This is a genomic window from Alteromonas aestuariivivens, assembly GCF_003367475.1.
Classification (GTDB): domain Bacteria; phylum Pseudomonadota; class Gammaproteobacteria; order Enterobacterales; family Alteromonadaceae; genus Alteromonas; species Alteromonas aestuariivivens.
Genome location: NZ_QRHA01000006.1, coordinates 150,708 through 169,053 on the forward strand (window position 1 = coordinate 150,708; position 18,346 = coordinate 169,053).

Annotated in this window: 14 protein-coding genes; 9 read left to right on the plus strand and 5 right to left on the minus strand. The window is 52.7% G+C overall.

Annotation, left to right across the window (positions count from 1 at the left end):
- Positions 1 to 202: 202 nt before the first annotated feature.
- Positions 203 to 1,180: a class 1 fructose-bisphosphatase gene (locus DXV75_RS09580; protein WP_115593188.1), complete on the minus strand. Its 978-nt coding sequence runs from the start codon at positions 1,178 to 1,180 to the stop codon at positions 203 to 205.
- Between the two features lie 266 nt (positions 1,181 to 1,446).
- Here DXV75_RS09580 and mpl point away from each other — a divergent pair, with 266 nt between their 5' ends.
- The 3 genes from mpl to DXV75_RS09595 are packed head-to-tail and all read left to right on the plus strand — an operon-like array spanning position 1,447 to position 4,308.
- Positions 1,447 to 2,880 carry a UDP-N-acetylmuramate:L-alanyl-gamma-D-glutamyl-meso-diaminopimelate ligase gene (gene mpl, locus DXV75_RS09585; protein WP_115593189.1) on the plus strand — a complete coding sequence of 478 codons (1,434 nt, stop codon included), beginning with the start codon at positions 1,447 to 1,449 and terminating at the stop codon, positions 2,878 to 2,880.
- A gap of 3 nt (positions 2,881 to 2,883) precedes the next feature.
- Positions 2,884 to 3,510 (plus strand): flavin prenyltransferase UbiX, encoded by a 627-nt coding sequence (locus tag DXV75_RS09590; RefSeq protein ID WP_115593190.1) that lies wholly within the window; start codon positions 2,884 to 2,886, stop codon positions 3,508 to 3,510.
- A gap of 3 nt (positions 3,511 to 3,513) precedes the next feature.
- Entirely contained in the window at positions 3,514 to 4,308 is a 795-nt protein-coding gene (locus DXV75_RS09595; RefSeq protein ID WP_181898396.1) for a S1/P1 nuclease, read from the plus strand.
- 36 nt (positions 4,309 to 4,344) lie between these two features.
- On the opposite strand, the gene DXV75_RS09600 is transcribed toward DXV75_RS09595, so the two are convergent.
- The 3 genes from DXV75_RS09600 to uvrA are packed head-to-tail and all read right to left on the minus strand — an operon-like array spanning position 4,345 to position 8,343.
- Positions 4,345 to 5,058, minus strand: coding sequence for a 2OG-Fe(II) oxygenase (locus DXV75_RS09600; RefSeq protein ID WP_115593191.1), 714 nt, complete (start codon positions 5,056 to 5,058; stop codon positions 4,345 to 4,347).
- Positions 5,045 to 5,470 (minus strand): acyl-CoA thioesterase, encoded by a 426-nt coding sequence (locus tag DXV75_RS09605; protein WP_115593192.1) that lies wholly within the window; start codon positions 5,468 to 5,470, stop codon positions 5,045 to 5,047. Before DXV75_RS09605 ends, DXV75_RS09600 begins: the two co-directional genes overlap by 14 nt.
- Before the next feature lie 50 nt (positions 5,471 to 5,520).
- Positions 5,521 to 8,343, minus strand: coding sequence for an excinuclease ABC subunit UvrA (gene uvrA / locus DXV75_RS09610; protein ID WP_115593338.1), 2,823 nt, complete (start codon positions 8,341 to 8,343; stop codon positions 5,521 to 5,523).
- A gap of 471 nt (positions 8,344 to 8,814) precedes the next feature.
- Here uvrA and DXV75_RS09615 point away from each other — a divergent pair, with 471 nt between their 5' ends.
- Both DXV75_RS09615 and tkt read left to right on the plus strand, forming a co-directional pair.
- The gene (locus DXV75_RS09615) at positions 8,815 to 10,161 is read left to right on the plus strand and encodes an MFS transporter (protein ID WP_115593193.1); all 1,347 of its coding nucleotides are present in this window, start codon (positions 8,815 to 8,817) and stop codon (positions 10,159 to 10,161) included.
- Positions 10,162 to 10,441: 280 nt separating this feature from the next.
- Positions 10,442 to 12,439, plus strand: a complete 1,998-nt coding sequence (tkt, locus tag DXV75_RS09620) for a transketolase (RefSeq protein WP_425451695.1) — start codon at positions 10,442 to 10,444, stop codon at positions 12,437 to 12,439.
- 118 nt (positions 12,440 to 12,557) lie between these two features.
- Here the strand turns inward: tkt and tal are convergent, their stop codons facing one another.
- Positions 12,558 to 13,508, minus strand: coding sequence for a transaldolase (gene tal / locus DXV75_RS09625; RefSeq protein WP_115593195.1), 951 nt, complete (start codon positions 13,506 to 13,508; stop codon positions 12,558 to 12,560).
- 229 nt (positions 13,509 to 13,737) lie between these two features.
- Here tal and DXV75_RS09630 point away from each other — a divergent pair, with 229 nt between their 5' ends.
- The 4 genes from DXV75_RS09630 (at position 13,738) to DXV75_RS09645 (ending at position 18,321) form a co-directional block, all read left to right on the plus strand.
- Positions 13,738 to 15,396, plus strand: a complete 1,659-nt coding sequence (locus DXV75_RS09630; protein WP_115593196.1) for a ribulokinase — start codon at positions 13,738 to 13,740, stop codon at positions 15,394 to 15,396.
- Complete coding sequence (locus tag DXV75_RS09635; RefSeq protein ID WP_115593197.1) at positions 15,393 to 16,085, plus strand: L-ribulose-5-phosphate 4-epimerase; 693 nt, start codon at positions 15,393 to 15,395, stop codon at positions 16,083 to 16,085. Before DXV75_RS09630 ends, DXV75_RS09635 begins: the two co-directional genes overlap by 4 nt.
- Before the next feature lie 33 nt (positions 16,086 to 16,118).
- Entirely contained in the window at positions 16,119 to 17,624 is a 1,506-nt protein-coding gene (gene araA, locus DXV75_RS09640; protein ID WP_425451699.1) for an L-arabinose isomerase, read from the plus strand.
- Between the two features lie 112 nt (positions 17,625 to 17,736).
- Complete coding sequence (locus tag DXV75_RS09645; RefSeq protein WP_115593199.1) at positions 17,737 to 18,321, plus strand: beta-phosphoglucomutase family hydrolase; 585 nt, start codon at positions 17,737 to 17,739, stop codon at positions 18,319 to 18,321.
- The last annotated feature ends 25 nt before the right edge of the window (positions 18,322 to 18,346 follow it).

Genomic DNA, 18,346 nt, shown 5'->3' on the forward strand with positions numbered 1-18,346 from the left:
AGGCATCGTGTCTGCGAAAACCAACGGGCAATTGGTGATCTGAAAAATACGAAGGCTTTGCCGGGCTAACCCACTGACCCTGGATAGTTGAGTAAGACGTTTACCGATTTTTGCGATCCGTAAGTATACGGCGACCAGCGCAAAATAAAAACCGCCGCAAGCCTCAGTTTCCGGCGGTTTTGTACGAAAAAGGCAAATTTGGTCAGGAATGTGCCTTGTAATAGCTTAGACAGGCCTCAATTTCATCCTTGGAGCCCAGCAGTACCGGAACCCTCTGGTGAATTTCGGTTGGCATTACTTCCATGATTCGACCGCTGCCGGTGTGCGCCAGACCGCCCGCCTGTTCAATCAGAAACGCCATAGGGTTGGCTTCATACAACAGGCGCAGCTTACCTGGTTTGTCAGGGTCACGCTTGTCGTACGGGTACATGAAAATACCGCCCCGGCACAGTACCCGATGAATGTCGCCCACCATGGCGGCTACCCAGCGCATGTTGAAGTTTTTCTCCCGGGGCCCATCGCTACCTGCCAGCAGATCGGCCACATAAGCCTGCATGGCGGGTTCCCAGTGGCGCTGGTTGGAAGCATTAATGGCATACTCGGTAGTTTGCGCAGGAATGCTGACATTAGGCTGGGTGAGCAGGAAGCCGCCGTGAGTTTTGTCCAGCGTATAGATGTGTGTGCCGCGGCCGGTCGTCATGGCCAGCATTGTGGATGGACCATACAGCACGTACCCTGCTGCGACCATCTGTGTGCCCGGTTGCAGGAACGCTGATGGGTCACTGGGTTCCATCCACTGAGGTGCGTGAGCAATTGAGAAAATGGTACCAATCAGGCTGTTAATTTCAGTATTCGAAGATCCGTCCAGCGGATCAAAGCTCACCAGATAGTTTCCTTCAGGATTGCAGGGAACCACATCGTCCTCTTCTTCGGAAGAAATGGCTTTGACGTATCCGGATTCCCGCAGGGTGTCTTTCAGGATTTGATTGGAAATGACATCCAGCTTCTTTTGGGTTTCTCCCTGTACGTTTTCACTCAGTGTGGAGCCGAGCACCCCCGCCAGAGCCCCTTGGCTAACCCGGAACGCAATTTCCTTGCAGCCGGCCAGTAAAGTACGGATCAGCAGGATTAGTTCAAGGGGAGCGCCATCCTGTTGCAGTTGTGAGTTCAATCGTTTCATGGTGTGCAATTGCCTTTTTGTTGTAGGTAGGGTCATGAGTTAACGGCGACCCGGCAATCCTTACCGGCTCAGTCCGAACAGTTACAGACGAGGGAAATGTGGTTCCCCGCGTTGTTTCAATACAACATCTTTGAATTATTAATCAGGAAAAACAGCCCCTTGTCCGAATATGATTGTAACCGTGAACGGTCTTGAGGGAAATGAGTATTCGAACATGTCGGAGCTTCTGGTAGAGTATCGCTCCTGAATAAAGGGTTTGAAACACTATGCACGTACACATTCTTGGCATTTGCGGTAGTTTTATGGGCGGCATCGCCGCAATTGCCAAATCTCTCGGGCACAAGGTGACCGGTTCGGACAAAAACGTTTATCCGCCAATGAGCACTCAACTCGAAGCCCTGGGCATCGAGCTGACGCAGGGGGACGATCCTGCCCAGTTTGAGCCGGTACCGGATGTGGTCATTATTGGTAATGCCATGGCACGCGGGAATCCGGCGGTTGAATATGTACTCGATCGTAATCTGCCATATACCAGCGGCCCGCAATGGCTGCTGGATAATCTATTGACCGAACGCTGGGTTATCGGTGTGGCCGGGACTCACGGAAAAACTACCACCAGCAGCATGGTAGCCTGGATCCTCGAGTATGCCGGGCTGAACCCCGGGTTTCTGATCGGCGGTATACCGGAAAATTTTGGTGTTTCCGCAAGGGTTGGCGAAAGCCCTTTCTTTGTCATTGAAGCCGACGAATACGACAGTGCGTTTTTTGACAAGCGTTCCAAGTTTGTTCATTACCGGCCCCGAACGCTGGTGCTGAATAATCTTGAATTCGACCATGCGGATATTTTTGCGGACCTGGCGGCAATCCAGACCCAGTTCCATCATCTGGTGCGCACCGTTCCGGCCAGTGGCATGATTGTATCTCCGGCTAGGTGTGAGGCGCTCAATCAAACGTTCGAGCGAGGTTGCTGGAGTGAGCGGCAAACTCTTGGCGGTGATGACTGGCAGGCGCGTTTATTGAGCGCTGACGGAAGTGCGTTTGAAGTCATCTTCAAGGGCAAAGTGGCTGGCGAAGTTCACTGGTCACTAATGGGCCAGCACAATGTGAATAATGGCGTTATGGCGATTGCCGCAGCACACCACGCAGGGGTTACGCTTCAGGATGCAGCAGCGGCGCTGGGTGCGTTTAAAAATGTTAAACGTCGTATGGAAGTGAAGGGGCAGGTGGGTGGAATAACGGTTTACGATGATTTTGCCCATCATCCGACTGCAATTGAAACCACCCTGGCGGGATTGCGCAACCGGGTGGGCAAAGAGCGGATTCTGGCCATTCTCGAGCCACGCTCAAACACCATGAAAATGGGGGTGCACCAGAGTACCCTGGCCCGGTCCTGGCAGCAGGCGGATGACATTGCCCTGTTTGAGCCAGATGGGCTGGGCTGGTCCCTTTCAGAGCTTGCCAGTCACAGTGAAACACCGGCACGGTGCTATCATTCGGTGGAAGACATTGTTGATCACATAGCGCGAATTGCACAGCCGACTGATCATGTTCTGGTGATGAGCAATGGCGGGTTTGAAGGCATTCACGGTAAGTTACTGGAGCGGCTGGAAACCCAGCAGAAAGCCCAGCTGGAAGCCCAGCAGAAGGCCCAGCTGAAGGCCCAGTGTGAAGGCGGGAAAGACAAGGCAGGAGATGCATAAAACATGTGGAGCAAAACCGTTACACTGGCCATAACAGGCGCATCCGGAGCACCTTATGCGCTGCGATTGCTGGAGTTGCTTGTTAAAGCCAACTGTCAGGTTTACGTGCTGGTATCCTCGGCGGCAAAGGTAGTTTTGGCTACCGAGGAAAATATAAAGCTGCCGGGAAACCCTGAGGATGCGGCTGCGTTTTTCATTGACCGAACCGAAGCAAAACCAGGCCAGATTCAGGTATTTGGCAAGCAGGATTGGTTCTCGCCTGTTGCTTCCGGTTCTGCGGCGCCAAAACACATGGTTGTTTGCCCCTGCTCGACCGGTACGCTGTCGGCGGTAGCGGTTGGTGCCAGCGATAACCTGATTGAGCGTGCCGCCGATGTGGTTCTCAAGGAACGCGGTCAGCTGATTCTGGTGCCACGGGAAATGCCCTTTTCCACACTGCATCTGGAAAACATGTTCAAACTGTCACAAATGGGCGCTACCATCATGCCTGCTGCACCAGGTTTTTACCATAACCCTAAAGATATCAGTGATCTGGTAGATTTTGTGGTGGCCAGGATTTTGGACCACCTGGGCATAGATCAAACGTTAATGGCCCGCTGGGGCTATCAACCCAAACCGAAAGAGGAATAAACCATGCTTCAACTGGCCCGCCATATTGCCGCAGGCATGACAATACTCACCTGTCTGGTAATCAGCCTCCCTTCACTGGCATGGGGGCCAACCGGACACAGGGTTTCCGGTGCCATAGCCGAGCAATATTTAAGTCCGCAGGCGAAGATGGCGATTTCGGAACTATTGCCAAACGAATCCCTGGCTGAAGCGTCCACCTATGCCGATGAAATGCGCTCTGACCCGAGTGTGTTCTGGCAGAAAACGGCTTCACCGTACCATTACGTTACGGTTCCCCAAGGTAAAACCTATGCACAAGTGGGCGCACCTGAGCAGGGTGATGCCGTATTTGCGCTGAATCAGTTTACCGCCATAGTTAAAGACCCTTCAGCCAGTCGCGAGCAAAAGCAACTGGCATTGCGGTTCATTGTTCATATTATTGGTGACTTGCACCAGCCACTTCATGCCGGAAACGGTTCCGATCGTGGTGGTAATGACGTCAAGGTGCGGTTTTTCTGGCAGGACTCGAACCTGCACCGGGTCTGGGATTCACAGTTGATAGACCATCGTCAGTTGTCGTACACAGAATGGACAGACTGGTTGGCCGGGAAAATTACACCGGAGCAGGCGCGGGCCTGGCAGGTAACCGATCCGGAAGTCTGGATTGCTGAAAGTACACGGCTGCGTGACGGGCTTTACCCCCAGGACGCCAATAACATGGCCTACGACTACGTTTATGAACACATTGACAGTGTCAAGCTTCGGTTGCAGCAGGCGGGGGTGCGTTTGGCCGCCTATCTGAATGAGGTATTCCGCTGAGCAACGGGTAATGTCCAGCCAGTAGCACCTGGCGGGTTATTTCTTCGGCGTGTAAATCTGTTCAGCGCGGTTGAACATTAGCCAGGATGTCAGAATGTATTTGTCATGGCTGATGGGGACCTGGCCCCGATGGGTGTGGGTGAAGTAAGCCGGTGCGATTACCATGCGGCCGGCTTTGGGTTGAACAGAGCGATTCTGATAATAAAAATCGGTTGTTCCCCCTTCGTCTACGTCATTCAGGTAGAACATAAAAAGCAGAATCCGGTGCAGAGCTTCGTTGTGGCCCACCTGTGGGTACACCTCGGAATGCCAGTAGGGGTAGCCACCCTGGCGGGCCAGGTAGCGCTGGGCATTCACCCGCCCAATCCTGAACAGGTAATTCATCAGCTTGGGCATGTTCGGTTTGCCCGCCTCATCAAAGTTGTCCCCGGTTAGTTTGACCGCTTCGCCGGTATGAGGGTGGCGCACCGTAAGCCCTATTGGGCCGATAAGTGCGTGATGGTGTTTTTCCATATAACGCAGCAACTGGGCGCTGGTGCGTTGCATCACGCCGGCAAATAAGCCGGCAAATTCAGGATTGTCGCTGAACGAAATATCACTGCTGCGTTTTTTGTCCAGATCCACACCTCCACCGGTCTGGCCGGGTTGCTGATTGGGGCTGCGGTTGAATGCGCGGATGATTTTCGCACACAGTTCGGGCTCCAGCACATTGTCGATGACTTCGATAAAATCGTGTTCAGGGGGTGGCATCGCTCTTGTCCTTGAGATAAACATCCAGCGCGGATCGGATTTCGTCGGGAATCGGTACAGCGGATTGGCTGATGTAGTCAAAATGTACCATGGTTGTGGTACCCGATGCGCATTTGTTCTGGTTTTGCCACACTTCCTGGTAGACATCAAATGCCCTGTTGCCGATGCGGGATATGAAGGTTTTTACGGTTACAGGCTGACCGTAGAAGATTTGTGCGTGAAAGTCGACCTGGTAGCTGGCCAGAATAAGGGGCCAGTTATCCAGTGCCAGGGTGGGGTTGAAGATGCGGAAGATTGGTTCGCGGGCAGATTCAAACCAGCCAACCAGAACTGTATTGCTGACATGACGCAGGGCGTCGGTCTCATAGAATCGTACATCAAAAGTGGTGTTCAGTGCTTCGGGACTGCTCATAGTGCCTCCGCAGGCTAAATCGGGCGGCAGGTGCCGCCCTCTATAAAAGCTTACAGCATGGGTTTGAGGAACCGACCGGTGTGCGATACCGGTGATTCGGCGATATCTTCAGGCGTACCCTCGGCGATAATCTGACCGCCGCCGGAGCCACCTTCGGGGCCAAGGTCTACCAGCCAGTCGGCAGTTTTGATGACGTCCAGGTTGTGCTCTATGACCACAACTGTGTTGCCATGATCCCGTAAACGGTGCAAAACAGCGAGCAACTGCCGAATGTCGTGAAAATGAAGACCAGTGGTGGGTTCATCCAGAATATACAGGGTCTGACCGGTATCCCGTTTGGAGAGTTCCTTGGCCAGCTTAACCCGTTGCGCTTCACCGCCGGAAAGGGTAGTGGCGGCCTGTCCAAGTCGAATATAGGCCAGACCTACGTCAATGAGTGTCTGAAGTTTGCGTGCGATGGCCGGAATTGGGTCAAAAAATTCACGGGCTTCTTCCACCGTCATTTCGAGCACTTCGTGGATGCTTTTACCCTTGTATTGTATTTCCAGGGTTTCGCGATTGTACCGCTTGCCTTTGCACACATCACAGGGAACATACACGTCGGGCAGGAAGTGCATTTCTACCTTGATTACACCGTCACCCTGGCAGGCTTCACACCGCCCGCCTTTTACATTAAAGCTGAAACGCCCGACTTTGTAACCTCGTGAACGGGCTTCCTGGGTACCGGAGAACAGCTCCCTGATGGGAGTGAAAATACCGGCATAGGTGGCCGGATTGGAGCGTGGAGTGCGGCCGATTGGGCTCTGGTCGATGTCCACTACCTTATCCAGATGCTCCAGGCCCTGCATGCTCTCGTAAGGAGCCGGTTCGGACGTTGTTGCCTTATTCAGTTCCCGGTGAGCAATGCGGTAGAAAGTATCGTTAATGAGTGTCGATTTGCCTGAGCCGGAGACGCCGGTTACACAGGTCATCAAACCCACCGGTATTTTCAGCGTAACCGATTTGAGGTTGTTACCGGTAGCGCCTGTCAACGTCAGCCACTGGCCTTCACGAATAGGGGTTCTTTGCTGCGGGACTTCAATCTTTTCTCTGCCGGAAAGGTATTTTCCGGTAAGTGAGTCTTCACTTTCAAGAATGTCGTTAAGACTTCCCTTTGCAATGATTTGGCCACCGTGAACACCGGCGCCCGGGCCAATATCAACGATAAAATCCGCTTCACGAATGGCGTCTTCATCGTGCTCCACCACCAGCACCGTGTTGCCTAAATCACGCAAATGGGTCAGGGTTTTCAGTAAACGTTCGTTGTCGCGCTGGTGCAGGCCAATTGAAGGTTCGTCCAGCACGTACATAACCCCAACCAGCCCGGCACCAATTTGGCTGGCAAGCCGGATACGCTGGGCTTCACCGCCAGAGAGAGTGTCTGCACTGCGTGACATCGACAGGTAATTCAGCCCCACGTTGACCAAAAAGCGCAGGCGGTCGAGGATTTCCTTGAGGATTTTTTCGGCAATCTGGGCCTTTTGTCCATGCAGCGTCAGGGTGTCAAAAAAGTCGTACGCTTCGGAAATCGACATGTCAGCAATGGTGGGCAGGGTGGTGTCGGCAATGAACACGTTTCGTGCTTCCAGCCGCAGGCGCGAACCACCGCAACTGTTGCAGGGTTGCTGACTGAGGTATTTGGCCAGTTCTTCGCGCACAGCATTGGATTCGGTTTCCCGGTAACGGCGCTCCATATTGGGAATGATCCCTTCGAACGGGTGCTTGCGCTCCATGACGTCGCCCCGCTCGTTGATGTATTTGAAGTTCAGTGACTTACCCCGGGAACCATAGAGCACGATGTCCCGGGCCTGATCGTCGAGTTGTTCAAATGGCTGGGTAAGATCGAAGTCATAATGTGACGCGACTGCCTGCAGCATTTGAAAATAGTAGTAACTGCGTTTGTCCCAACCCCTTATTGCGCCGCCGGACAGACTGAGTTCGGCGTTGCTGATAACCCGCGCCGGGTCAAAGAACTGCCGGGTACCCAGGCCGTCACAGGTTGGGCATGCCCCTGCGGGGTTGTTGAAGGAAAACAGCCGGGGTTCCAGTTCACTGAGGCTGTAGCCGCAGTGAGGGCAGGCGAAATTGGCCGAGAAGATGATTTCTTCCGCATCCGGGTCATCCATGTGGGCAACTTTTGCGTTGCCACCAGACAACTCCAGTGCGGTTTCAAAAGATTCGGCCAGTCGCAGTTGCAGGTCTTCACGAACCTTAAAACGGTCGATAACAACTTCAATGGTGTGTTTCTTGTGCAGATCGAGTGTGGGTGGATCGGACAAGTCACACACCTCACCGTCGATTCTGGCCCGGATGTAACCTTGTGCGGCCAGGTTTTGCAGTGTTTTTACGTGTTCGCCTTTGCGGTCCTGAATAACAGGTGCCAGCAGCATCAGCTTAGTGCCTTCCGGCATGGCCAATACCTTGTCAACCATCTGGCTGATGGTCTGGGCATCCAGTGGCACATGATGATCCGGGCATTGCGGAGTGCCTACCCGGGCAAACATCAGGCGCAGATAATCGTAGATTTCAGTTATGGTCCCTACGGTGGAACGCGGGTTGTGGGATGTGGACTTCTGCTCGATGGAAATGGCCGGTGAAAGGCCTTCTATGTGGTCTACATCCGGTTTTTCCATCATCGACAAAAACTGCCGGGCGTAGGCCGATAACGATTCGACATAGCGGCGCTGGCCTTCGGCGTAAAGCGTATCGAACGCCAAAGATGACTTACCCGAGCCGGACAGGCCTGTAATAACCACCAGTTTGTCACGCGGGATTGATAAATCGATGTTCTTGAGATTGTGGGTGCGAGCACCGCGAATGTCGATTTTGTCCATTGAAGCCTGATTATTTTTAAAAGAAACAGTATGCCACACTCAACTTAAATCTACTAAGGCTCCTAGGGCTTGTTGATCTTTGCTGTTCGAAATTTGTTCTCTCTGAGTGGTTTCAGGGCAAGGCGAGAGTTATGAAGCTTAGTCAGCTAAGTAAAGGGCGAACAACGCAGCCCTGGGAGCACTCAGAGTGAACCCGAAGGGCAGCGTTTGTCACGCTTTTCTGCTGCGTTAGAGACTATTCATGTCGATGACTACACTTCATAGCCTCTGCCTTGCATAAATACACAACAATTCGCTGCAAAATCGAACACCAAAAATCAACAGGCCCTATAGATGAGCGGCATTTATGCCCTGACTGTACCCTTCACACTGCTAGCCCGTGGTGCCGGAAAGCGCATATTTGCTACTGGGCCGGAAATGGATTTGTGCTACACTTCGCGGCCGAATTGAACAACAGGACACAGGGTCGCTTTGAACGCAATAGAAGTTCGTGCAGCACTGGCGCTGGCGCTGGTTTACGTGTTGCGCATGTTAGGTTTGTTTATGGTCATGCCGGTGCTGGCTTTGTCCGCAATGGAATATCCTGACTATTCACCATTGATGGTCGGGCTGGCTATTGGCGGGTATGGCCTGACCCAGGCAACATTGCAAATTCCCATGGGCATGCTGTCTGATAAGTGGGGCCGAAAACCCGTCATTCTGCTGGGTTTGTCGGTGTTTGCACTGGGCAGCTTCATTGCAGCACAGGCCGACAGCATGGTGTGGATGGTCGTCGGGCGGATCCTGCAGGGGGCGGGTGCCATTGCCGGCGCCATCATGGCCCTGGCCACTGATGTCAGTCGCGAATCCCAGCGGGCCAAAGTGATGGCGATTATTGGTATTGCCATCGGATTTTCTTTCTATATTGCGGTATTGCTTGGTCCGATTCTGGCTGAACAATGGGGGCTGGCCGGGATTTTTGCCATCACCGGCATTCTGGCCTTGTTGTGTATGCCTCTGGTTCAATGGGCCGTGCCTTCGGTGAAGGGGCTGGCCAGCGGCGATACCCTGCCTGACATTGCCCTGGTCGGTGAGTTGATCCTGTCTTCCCAGTTGTGGCGTCTGAATGTGAGCGTAATGCTCCTGCACATGATGATTACCCTCCTGTTCGTGCAGCTTCCCGTTACGCTTATGCATTTCAATATGAGCCTTGAAAGTCACTGGATGCTCTATCTGCCAGTGCTGGCAGCCTCTGTGGCCGGGCTTGTCGTAATGATGGCGATGGCTCGGGGGCGGGTACCCAAGAGCTTGCTGAATTCCGCGATTGTAATGATGGCAATCGCATTTGCTTTGCTCGCCACACAAGGCGAGACCCGTTGGGTTGTAGTAACCGCTGTTATCCTGTTCTTTACCGGTTTCAACTATCTCGAGGCCAGTTTCCCGGCGCTGGTGTCCAGTATTGCGCCAGCCGGCCGCAAGGGCACAGCGATGGGTATCTACGCCAGCTTTCAGTTTTTCGGTGCCTTTCTGGGGGGATTGCTGTCCGGTTTGGTTACCGATCTCTGGTCCGCGGACAGGGCTTACCTTTTGGGAGCGGCAGGGGCATCAGTGTGGCTGATTCTGTTCATGGGATTTCGGGAAGTCGCCCGGATTAAGCGCATTCAGATGAATGCGTCGTTCAGCGAACAGCAGGAGCCTGAACTCAGGGAAAAACTTTGCGTATTGCCCGGTGTTCAGGATACGGAGTTTTCAAGCCAGAACAATACCATCTACCTGAAAGTAACTGCAGAATTTGATCAGAGGCTGGCCAGAAACGTGGTAGAGGAAATCCATCCTTAAAAAACATAATGCTTGGGGCCTTTTCTCTGTCCGCTCATCGGGTTAGCATGGGGGAGGTCAATCCCATTCGTTATGATTATTTTCCGGCTGTGTTTGCAGGTTAAAACATACAGCGGCCCAAACGCACGGAAAGCACGCAGTGTCAATGGAATTGGTAACAGGGGCCAAGTGGCAAACTAACCGGTAAGAGTGTTCTTTCTTGCTGGACAAGGGTTGAATTTGCAGCTGCCTTTTGTCATATTGTTTGTATTATAATATTATTTAGCAAGTGAATGAATTTATGTCTATGACCTCCTCAAAATCCGCCAATGCCATCCGCATGCTGGCGGTAGACGCAGTACAAAAAGCCAATTCAGGGCACCCCGGTGCCCCTATGGGTATGGCGGACATTGCTACGGTTCTGTGGCAAAACTTTTACCGTCATAACCCTACCGATCCCAAATGGGCAAACCGTGACCGATTTGTGTTGTCGAATGGTCATGGGTCGATGCTGCAATATGCACTCTTGCATTTGAGCGGATATGACCTGGGCATTGATGATCTGAAACAGTTTCGTCAGTTGCACTCCAAAACACCCGGCCACCCGGAATACGGTTACACCGACGGTGTTGAAACCACAACCGGGCCTTTGGGGGCTGGTATTGCCAATGCTGTGGGGATGGCCATAGCGGAGAAAACCCTGGCTGCACAATTCAACAAGCCCGAGTTTGATCTAGTTGATCACTACACCTACTGCTTCCTGGGCGACGGCTGTCTTATGGAAGGTATCTCCCATGAAGCCTGTTCACTGGCTGGAACCCTCAAGCTGGGCAAACTGATAGCGTTCTGGGACGACAACGGCATTTCCATTGACGGTCATGTTGAAGGCTGGTTTACCGATGATACCGCCAAGCGCTTTGAATCATACGGCTGGCACGTGATCCGAAATATCGACGGGCACAATGTCAACGACATCACTGCGGCCATTGAACTGGCCCAATCGGTTGAAGACAAACCCACCCTGATTTGCTGTAAAACGCTGATTGGTTTTGGTTCACCCAACAAATCGGGCAGCCACGATTGTCACGGCTCTCCTCTGGGTGACGCAGAAATTGCCGAGGTGCGTAAAGCATTGGACTGGGATTATGCTCCATTTGAAATTCCAGCGGATGTATACGAAGAATGGGATTGCAAAGCCAAAGGCCAATCTTTGCAGCAGCAGTGGCAGGATTTGTTCGCTGAGTATGCTGAGGCGTACCCACAGGAAGCCAAGGAATTTACCCGCCGGGTTATCAAGCAGGAATTACCTGCTGATTTCAATGCCAAGGCCGACGCGTTTGTTCGTGCTTGCCAGGCAGACATGAAAGATATGGCGACCCGCAAAGCCTCACAGGATTCAATTGCGTTTTTTGCCAATCAGTTACCGGAACTTATGGGCGGTTCGGCTGATCTGGCCGGTTCCAACCTGACATTGTGGCCTGAAGCAAAAGGTATTCAGGAAGCCGAAGACGGCAACTACATTTTCTACGGTGTGCGTGAATTCGGTATGAGTGCGATCATGAACGGTATTGCACTGCACGGTGGTTTCATTCCTTTTGGTGCCACTTTCCTGATGTTTATGGAATATGCCCGCAATGCCGTGCGCATGGCCTCACTGATGAAAGCCAAAAACATTTTCGTTTATACCCATGACTCTATTGGTCAGGGGGAAGACGGGCCAACTCACCAGCCGATTGAGCAAATTGCCAACCTGCGTATGACGCCGAATCTGACTACCTGGCGCCCTTGTGATGCGGCAGAGGCGGCGGAAGCCTGGCGTCAAGCTCTGATTAAGCAAACCGGCCCGAGTGCCCTAGTGTTTACCCGTCAGGGAACCAAAGCACTGGAGCGCAGTGAGTCACAGCTTAAAGATGTCGCCAAAGGCGGTTATATTCTGAAAGACTGCAATGGTGCTGCTGAGCTGATCATCATCGCAACCGGTTCTGAAGTGGCTCTGGCGGTGGACGCAGCCAATGCCTTGGCTGAAGAAGGGCGCCGGGTGCGTGTGGTTTCCATGCCCAGCACCAATCAGTTTGATGCCCAGAGCAAAGAGTATCGTTTGTCGGTGCTGCCGGCCGACGTTCCAAAACTGGCTGTTGAAGCTGCGCACTCGGATTTCTGGTACAAGTACGTTGGTCTGGAAGGCGATGTAGTGGGTTTGACGACCTTCGGTGAATCGGCTCCGGGTGGAGTGCTGATGAAGCACTTTGGTTTCACCGCAGAGAATGTGGTCGCAAAGGCCAAGGCCCTGTTGGGTTAAGCATTATAAACGGTTAATTTCAAAGGCACCCTGCGGGGTGCCTTTTTTGTTTTTATGTAGTGTTTGGTGTGAGCGGATTATATTTGCAGAGGGAAGAACTCCCCCTGCACTGAGGCAATCAGGCCATTTCCGTTAGCAAGGCTTCAAGTTTTTCCTGGTCAATCGCGAACTGGCGAATGCCTTCGCCTAATTTGTCGGTTGCCATAACGTCCTGATTCATTTCCCAGCGGAATTCCGCTTCTGTGAGTACAGAAGGAGCGGGTTTGACTTCACCAGTTGCATTAAGCATGCGAGGCAATGGCGCTTGTGTACTGGCCAGTTCATCAAGCAACGCCGGGCTGATGGTGAGGCGATCGCAACCTGCCAGATGTTGAATTTCACCGATATTGCGGAAGCTGGCTCCCATCACTACGGTTTTGAAACCGTGCTCCTTAAAGAAGCGGTAAATGCTTTGTACCGATAGTACCCCCGGGTCATTTGCTCCACTGAAGTCTTCCTGAGGCTGCCGCGCCTTGTACCAGTCCAGAATGCGGCCTACAAACGGTGAAATTAAAAACACTCCCGCTTCTGCACAGGCCCGGGCCTGGGCAAACGAGAACAGCAGAGTGACGTTACAACGGATCCCCTGATGTTCGAGAATTCGGGCAGCCTGAATCCCTTCCCAGGTGGCCGCGATTTTAATCAGTACCCGCGAAGTATCGATGCCCTGCTGGCGATACAACTCGATCAGGTGCTGGGCTTTTTCTACCGTTGCCATGGTATCGAAGGACAAGCGGGCGTCCACTTCGGTGGAAACCAACCCGGGTACCTGCTCCATCAGTTTACTGCCAATCAGTACCGCCAGTTTGTCTGCTGCAACACGGCCAATGTTTCGGTCGGTTGAGTGAGCGCGAGCCCAGTCTATCGCTTCTTGCCCTAGGCTGCGGTACTTCTTAATTTGAATGGCTTTCAGAAGCAGGGAAGGGTTGGTAGTTGCGTCCTGTGGTTTGTATGTGGCAATCGCTTCAAAGTCACCGGTGTCGGCAACGACGGTGGTCATGGCTTTCAATTGGTCTAGTTGGTTTGTCATAGTCGTTTTCCGTTGTCAAAAAAGCTCCGCCTGTGCACTGCCCGGCAGAAGTGTCAATTTGATGCAAAGTTGTTGTGCCAACCTGCATTGCGAGAGGTGATCCAAACGAGCCCTCTCCATTAATATTATTTTTATATTACCTTTACAAAGCAACATTATTGATATTATCATACAATTAAAGGCAATAGCCAATCTGTGTTTATAACGACAACAAATTTTGAAGGTATTTATGTCTCGATACACTTTGGGACTGGATTATGGTTCGGATTCAGTAAGAGCACTGCTGGTGGATGTAACCAGCGGCGCTGAGCTCGCAAGTCACATGGTCAACTATCCCCGCTGGGAAAAGGGGTTGTATTGTGAGCCCGGCCAGGATCAGTATCGCCAGCATCCTTTGGATTACACGGAAAGCCTGATTGAGGTGGTAAACGGGCTTTGGAGCAACGTACCTGCCAATACGGCCAGCCAGGTTGTCGGCATGAGCTTCGATACGACCGGTTCTACCCCGGTGCCGGTTAACCGCGAGGGTACTCCCCTGGCACTGACGGAAGAATTCGCTGAAAACCCCAATGCCATGTTCGTGCTTTGGAAGGATCACACCGCAATTCAGGAAGCCGGTGAAATCACCGTGGCTGCCAACAACAATGACGTCAACTATCTCTCCCATATGGGCGGAATTTACTCTTCCGAATGGTATTGGGCCAAAGCGCTTCACATATTCCGTACCGATGCCGCGGTGAAAGAGGCAACCTACAGCTGGGTTGAACATTGTGACTGGATGACCGCACTAATGTGTGGCAAGACCCACCCGGCTGATTTTGTACTGGGGCGGTGCGCAGCAGGACACAAAATGATGTGGAACGAGCTGTGGGGAGGCTTCCCGCCTAACCAGTTTTTTACCTCTATTGACCCTCTGCTGGATGGGTTGGTTGATACGCTGAACCCTAATACCCAGCCGAGTGATCAGGCCGCCGGTACGCTTACGGCTGAATGGGCGCAAAAACTCGGCTTGCCGGAAGGGATAGTTGTGGGCTACGGTGCGTTCGACTGCCATATGGGCGCGGTTGCGGCCAGAGTGAGACCGGGTGTGCTTACCAAGGTGATGGGCACCTCCACTTGTGACATTACGGTCACTTCCGCCCAACAACTGGGCGACACCTGTGTTAAAGGCATTTGTGGTCAGGTAGACGGCTCTGTAATTCCTGGTCTGGTTGGCCTCGAAGCTGGCCAGTCAGCTTTTGGCGATCTTTACGCCTGGTTTAAGAATGTGGTGTTGTGGCCAACCCGTCAGTTGCTTTCAGAACTGACAGACAGCGGTCAGTTGGCTCTGGTAGAGCGCATTGAAGAAACTACCTTGCAGCGTCTCTCCCATGCGGCGGATTTGGTCACCCCAAAACCGACGGATGCCGTGGCGCTGGACTGGGTCAATGGGCGCCGCACACCGGATGCCGACCAAAGTGTGTCGATGGCACTTGCCGGCATCAAAATGGGTACTGATGCCCCCCGCCTGTTCAAGGCACTGGTGGAAGCCACAGCGTTTGGCGCCCGGGCCATTACTGAGCGTTTTCGGGATGAAGGTGTGCCCATCGAATCGGTGGTGGTTATTGGCGGCATTTCAAAGAAATCTGACTACGTCATGCAGACCTGTGCGGATGTATGGAATTGCCCCATCGACGTACTTGAAAGCGATCAGAGTTGTGCCCTGGGTGCGGCCATAATGGCTGCGGTTGCGGCGGGTGAGTACGACTCTGTTGCCGCAGCGCAGGAGGTTATGGCTTCACCTGTGTGCAAACAGTACCTGCCTAATTCCGATCGGGTTGAAATATACAACAGCCTGTATTCCCGATATCAGACCCTTGGTGGCTACGTCAGTGGAGGCAAGCCATGAGTTACAAAGAATTAAAACGTCAGGTGTTTGAGGCCAACATGGAGCTTCAGCGCCGAAATTTGGTTATCTATACGTTTGGCAACGTATCACAGGTCGACCGCGAAAAAGGTGTGGTGGCGATCAAGCCAAGCGGCGTGTCTTACGAGTCCATGAAGCCGGAAGACATCGTGATTGTGGATCTGGAAAATAAAATCGTGGAGGGAACCATGCGGCCCTCATCGGATACCAAAACCCACACCCATCTTTATCGCAAGTTTGAATCCATTGGTGGAGTTACCCATACGCACTCTACCTATGCGACGGCCTGGGCACAGGCAAAGCAAAGCATTCCGTGCCTGGGAACCACCCATGCTGATTACGTGCATGGTGACATCACTTGTACGCGGGAACTGACCGACGAGCAAATTAACGGTGACTATGAAGAGGAAACCGGAGTACAGATTGCGGATGCGTATACCGACCGGGATCCAATGGCAGCGCCCATGGTGATAGTGGCAGGTCATGCGCCTTTTACTTGGGGAAAAGATGCAGCCCAATCGGTGTATCACGCTGCGTTGCTGGAAGAAATTGCACGAATGGCTTATCTCACCCGCACTCTGGTGCCAGGTGCTGCGCCGCTGAACCAGGCCATTCTGGATAAACATTATTTACGCAAACACGGCAAAAACGCTTATTACGGACAGAGCTGAACCGACGGCGTACAACATTTTTTTGAGGACTAGATTATGACGACTGCAAATAAAGAAGTCTGGTTTGTTACCGGGTCACAGCATCTGTATGGCCCCAGAGTATTGGAAGAAGTGGCTGGCAACAGCCAGGCATTGACTGCTGGCCTTAACGAAACCGGTAAGCTTCCGGTAAAGGTAGTTTACAAAGACACAGTAAAGAGCGCTGCGGAAATTCACCATGTATGCCAACAGGCCAATAGTGACAAAAACTGCGTAGGCCTGATCCTATGGATGCACACTTTTTCTCCGGCCAAAATGTGGATTGCCGGCCTGACTGAGCTTCGCAAGCCATGGTTGCACCTGCATACCCAGTTTAACGCAGGGCTTCCGTGGAATGACATCAACATGAATTACATGAATACCCACCAGTCCGCTCACGGTGACCGGGAGTTTGGATTTATTGGTACCCGTATGCGCAAAGAGCGCAAAGTGGTGGTGGGTCACTGGCAGCGCCCGGAGGTGATCTCCCAAATCGACGGCTGGTGCCGTGCCGCTTTGGGCTGGGCAGAAAGCCAGTCACTGAAAATAGTCCGTTTTGGCGACAACATGCGCAATGTAGCAGTCACTGAGGGTGACAAGGTTGCTGCACAAATTGCCTTTGGTTACGAAGTGCACGCGTATGGATTGCAAGATCTGGCTGACGTTGTGAACGAGGTGAGTTCAGGTGATGTGGCAGCGCAGATCGATGCTTACCATCAGGATTACGACGTTTCCGATTCGCTCACATCTGAAGATTACAACCGTGACCGGCTGGAGAAAGAAGCGCGCCTTGAAATTGGTATGGAACGCTTTATGACCGATGGCGGCTTTGCGGCATTCACCAACTGTTTTGAAAACCTTGCAGGCCTGACCGGACTGCCGGGCTTGGCAACGCAACGACTGATGGCCAAAGGTTTTGGTTATGGTGGTGAAGGTGACTGGAAAACTGCCGCCATGGTGCGCATTTTGAAAGTGATGGGCCAGGGGCGTGAGGGTGGAACCTCCTTTATGGAAGATTACACCTACAACCTGACTCCGGAGGTTGACCAGGTACTGGGCGCTCACATGCTGGAAGTGTGCCCATCCATTTCTGCGGCCAAGCCAAAGCTGGAAATTGCACACCATACCATTGGGGTGAAATGTGACGTACCGCGCCTGCTGTTCTCAGCCAAAACCGGCCCGGCAATCAATGTCTCTCCAATTGACATGGGGAACCGCTTCCGCATCCTTATCAACGAGGTAGAAGCGGTTGAGCCTCCGGCGAGTACGCCCAATCTGCCGGTAGCTTCGGCGTTGTGGGAACCAAAACCGGATCTTAAAACCGCTGCGGCGGCCTGGATCCATGCCGGGGGGGCGCACCACACCGCGTACACCCAGGCGGTTACCACCGAGATGGTTGAAGACTTTGCAGAAATGGCGGGAGTGGAGACCGTGGTCATTGATGACGACACCAACATTCGCGCCCTGAAGGCTGAGTTGCGCTACAACGCTGCTTACTACCACCTTAAACAGGGCGTTTAATTTTTAGCTTGCTCTGAAGGGCCGACCCCATAGTACACTGAATGTTCATTGCTGTGGGGTTGGCCAAAATTCCAATCTCACACCTGCACGCATTTTTAACCAGGAGTGAACAATGCTCGACCTTGGCCGCTACAAAGGCATCATATTTGATATGGACGGAACCCTGATTGACTCCATGGGTTCACACATTGAAGCCTGGGAGCAAACCTGTCTGCATTACGGATATCCCTTTGATGAAGCCTATATGCATGGGCTGGGTGGTGTCCCAACCCAGAAGACAGCAGAAATACTCAATCAAAAGTTTGGCCTGAACCATGATCCCAGAGACGTTGCGGTGTACAAACGCCTTGTTTGGGAGAGCATGGATCACACCCCTACTTTAATCGACGAAACTTACCAGCTATTTTGCCACTATCGGCCATCCAAGCAGATTGCCATAGGGACGGGCGCCGAGCGCCCTCACGCCGAACATTTACTCCAACATCACGATCTACTGGATAAACTCGATGCACTGGTAACTGCCACAGATGTAACCCACGGCAAACCCCACCCGGAGACCTTTGTTACTGCGGCGCAGGAGATGGGGCTTCAACCTTCAGAGTGCATTGTGTTCGAGGATACTGAAATCGGATTTCAGGCGGCGCAAAGCGCCGGAATGGATTGCATTCTGGTTAGAAATGGCCGCATTCAAAAATAATCAATGACTGCTTGCTTTTACCTAT

What these genes read in the sequence shown, in the direction of transcription:
- DXV75_RS09580 (WP_115593188.1), bottom strand. Translation starts at nt 1,180, where the DNA reads ATGAAACGATTGAACTCACAACTGCAACAGGATGGCGCTCCCCTTGAA.
- mpl (WP_115593189.1), top strand. Translation starts at nt 1,447, where the DNA reads ATGCACGTACACATTCTTGGCATTTGCGGTAGTTTTATGGGCGGCATC.
- DXV75_RS09590 (WP_115593190.1), top strand. Translation starts at nt 2,884, where the DNA reads ATGTGGAGCAAAACCGTTACACTGGCCATAACAGGCGCATCCGGAGCA.
- DXV75_RS09595 (WP_181898396.1), top strand. Translation starts at nt 3,514, where the DNA reads ATGCTTCAACTGGCCCGCCATATTGCCGCAGGCATGACAATACTCACC.
- DXV75_RS09600 (WP_115593191.1), bottom strand. Translation starts at nt 5,058, where the DNA reads ATGCCACCCCCTGAACACGATTTTATCGAAGTCATCGACAATGTGCTG.
- DXV75_RS09605 (WP_115593192.1), bottom strand. Translation starts at nt 5,470, where the DNA reads ATGAGCAGTCCCGAAGCACTGAACACCACTTTTGATGTACGATTCTAT.
- uvrA (WP_115593338.1), bottom strand. Translation starts at nt 8,343, where the DNA reads ATGGACAAAATCGACATTCGCGGTGCTCGCACCCACAATCTCAAGAAC.
- tkt (WP_425451695.1), top strand. Translation starts at nt 10,442, where the DNA reads ATGTCTATGACCTCCTCAAAATCCGCCAATGCCATCCGCATGCTGGCG.
- tal (WP_115593195.1), bottom strand. Translation starts at nt 13,508, where the DNA reads ATGACAAACCAACTAGACCAATTGAAAGCCATGACCACCGTCGTTGCC.
- DXV75_RS09630 (WP_115593196.1), top strand. Translation starts at nt 13,738, where the DNA reads ATGTCTCGATACACTTTGGGACTGGATTATGGTTCGGATTCAGTAAGA.
- DXV75_RS09635 (WP_115593197.1), top strand. Translation starts at nt 15,393, where the DNA reads ATGAGTTACAAAGAATTAAAACGTCAGGTGTTTGAGGCCAACATGGAG.
- DXV75_RS09645 (WP_115593199.1), top strand. Translation starts at nt 17,737, where the DNA reads ATGCTCGACCTTGGCCGCTACAAAGGCATCATATTTGATATGGACGGA.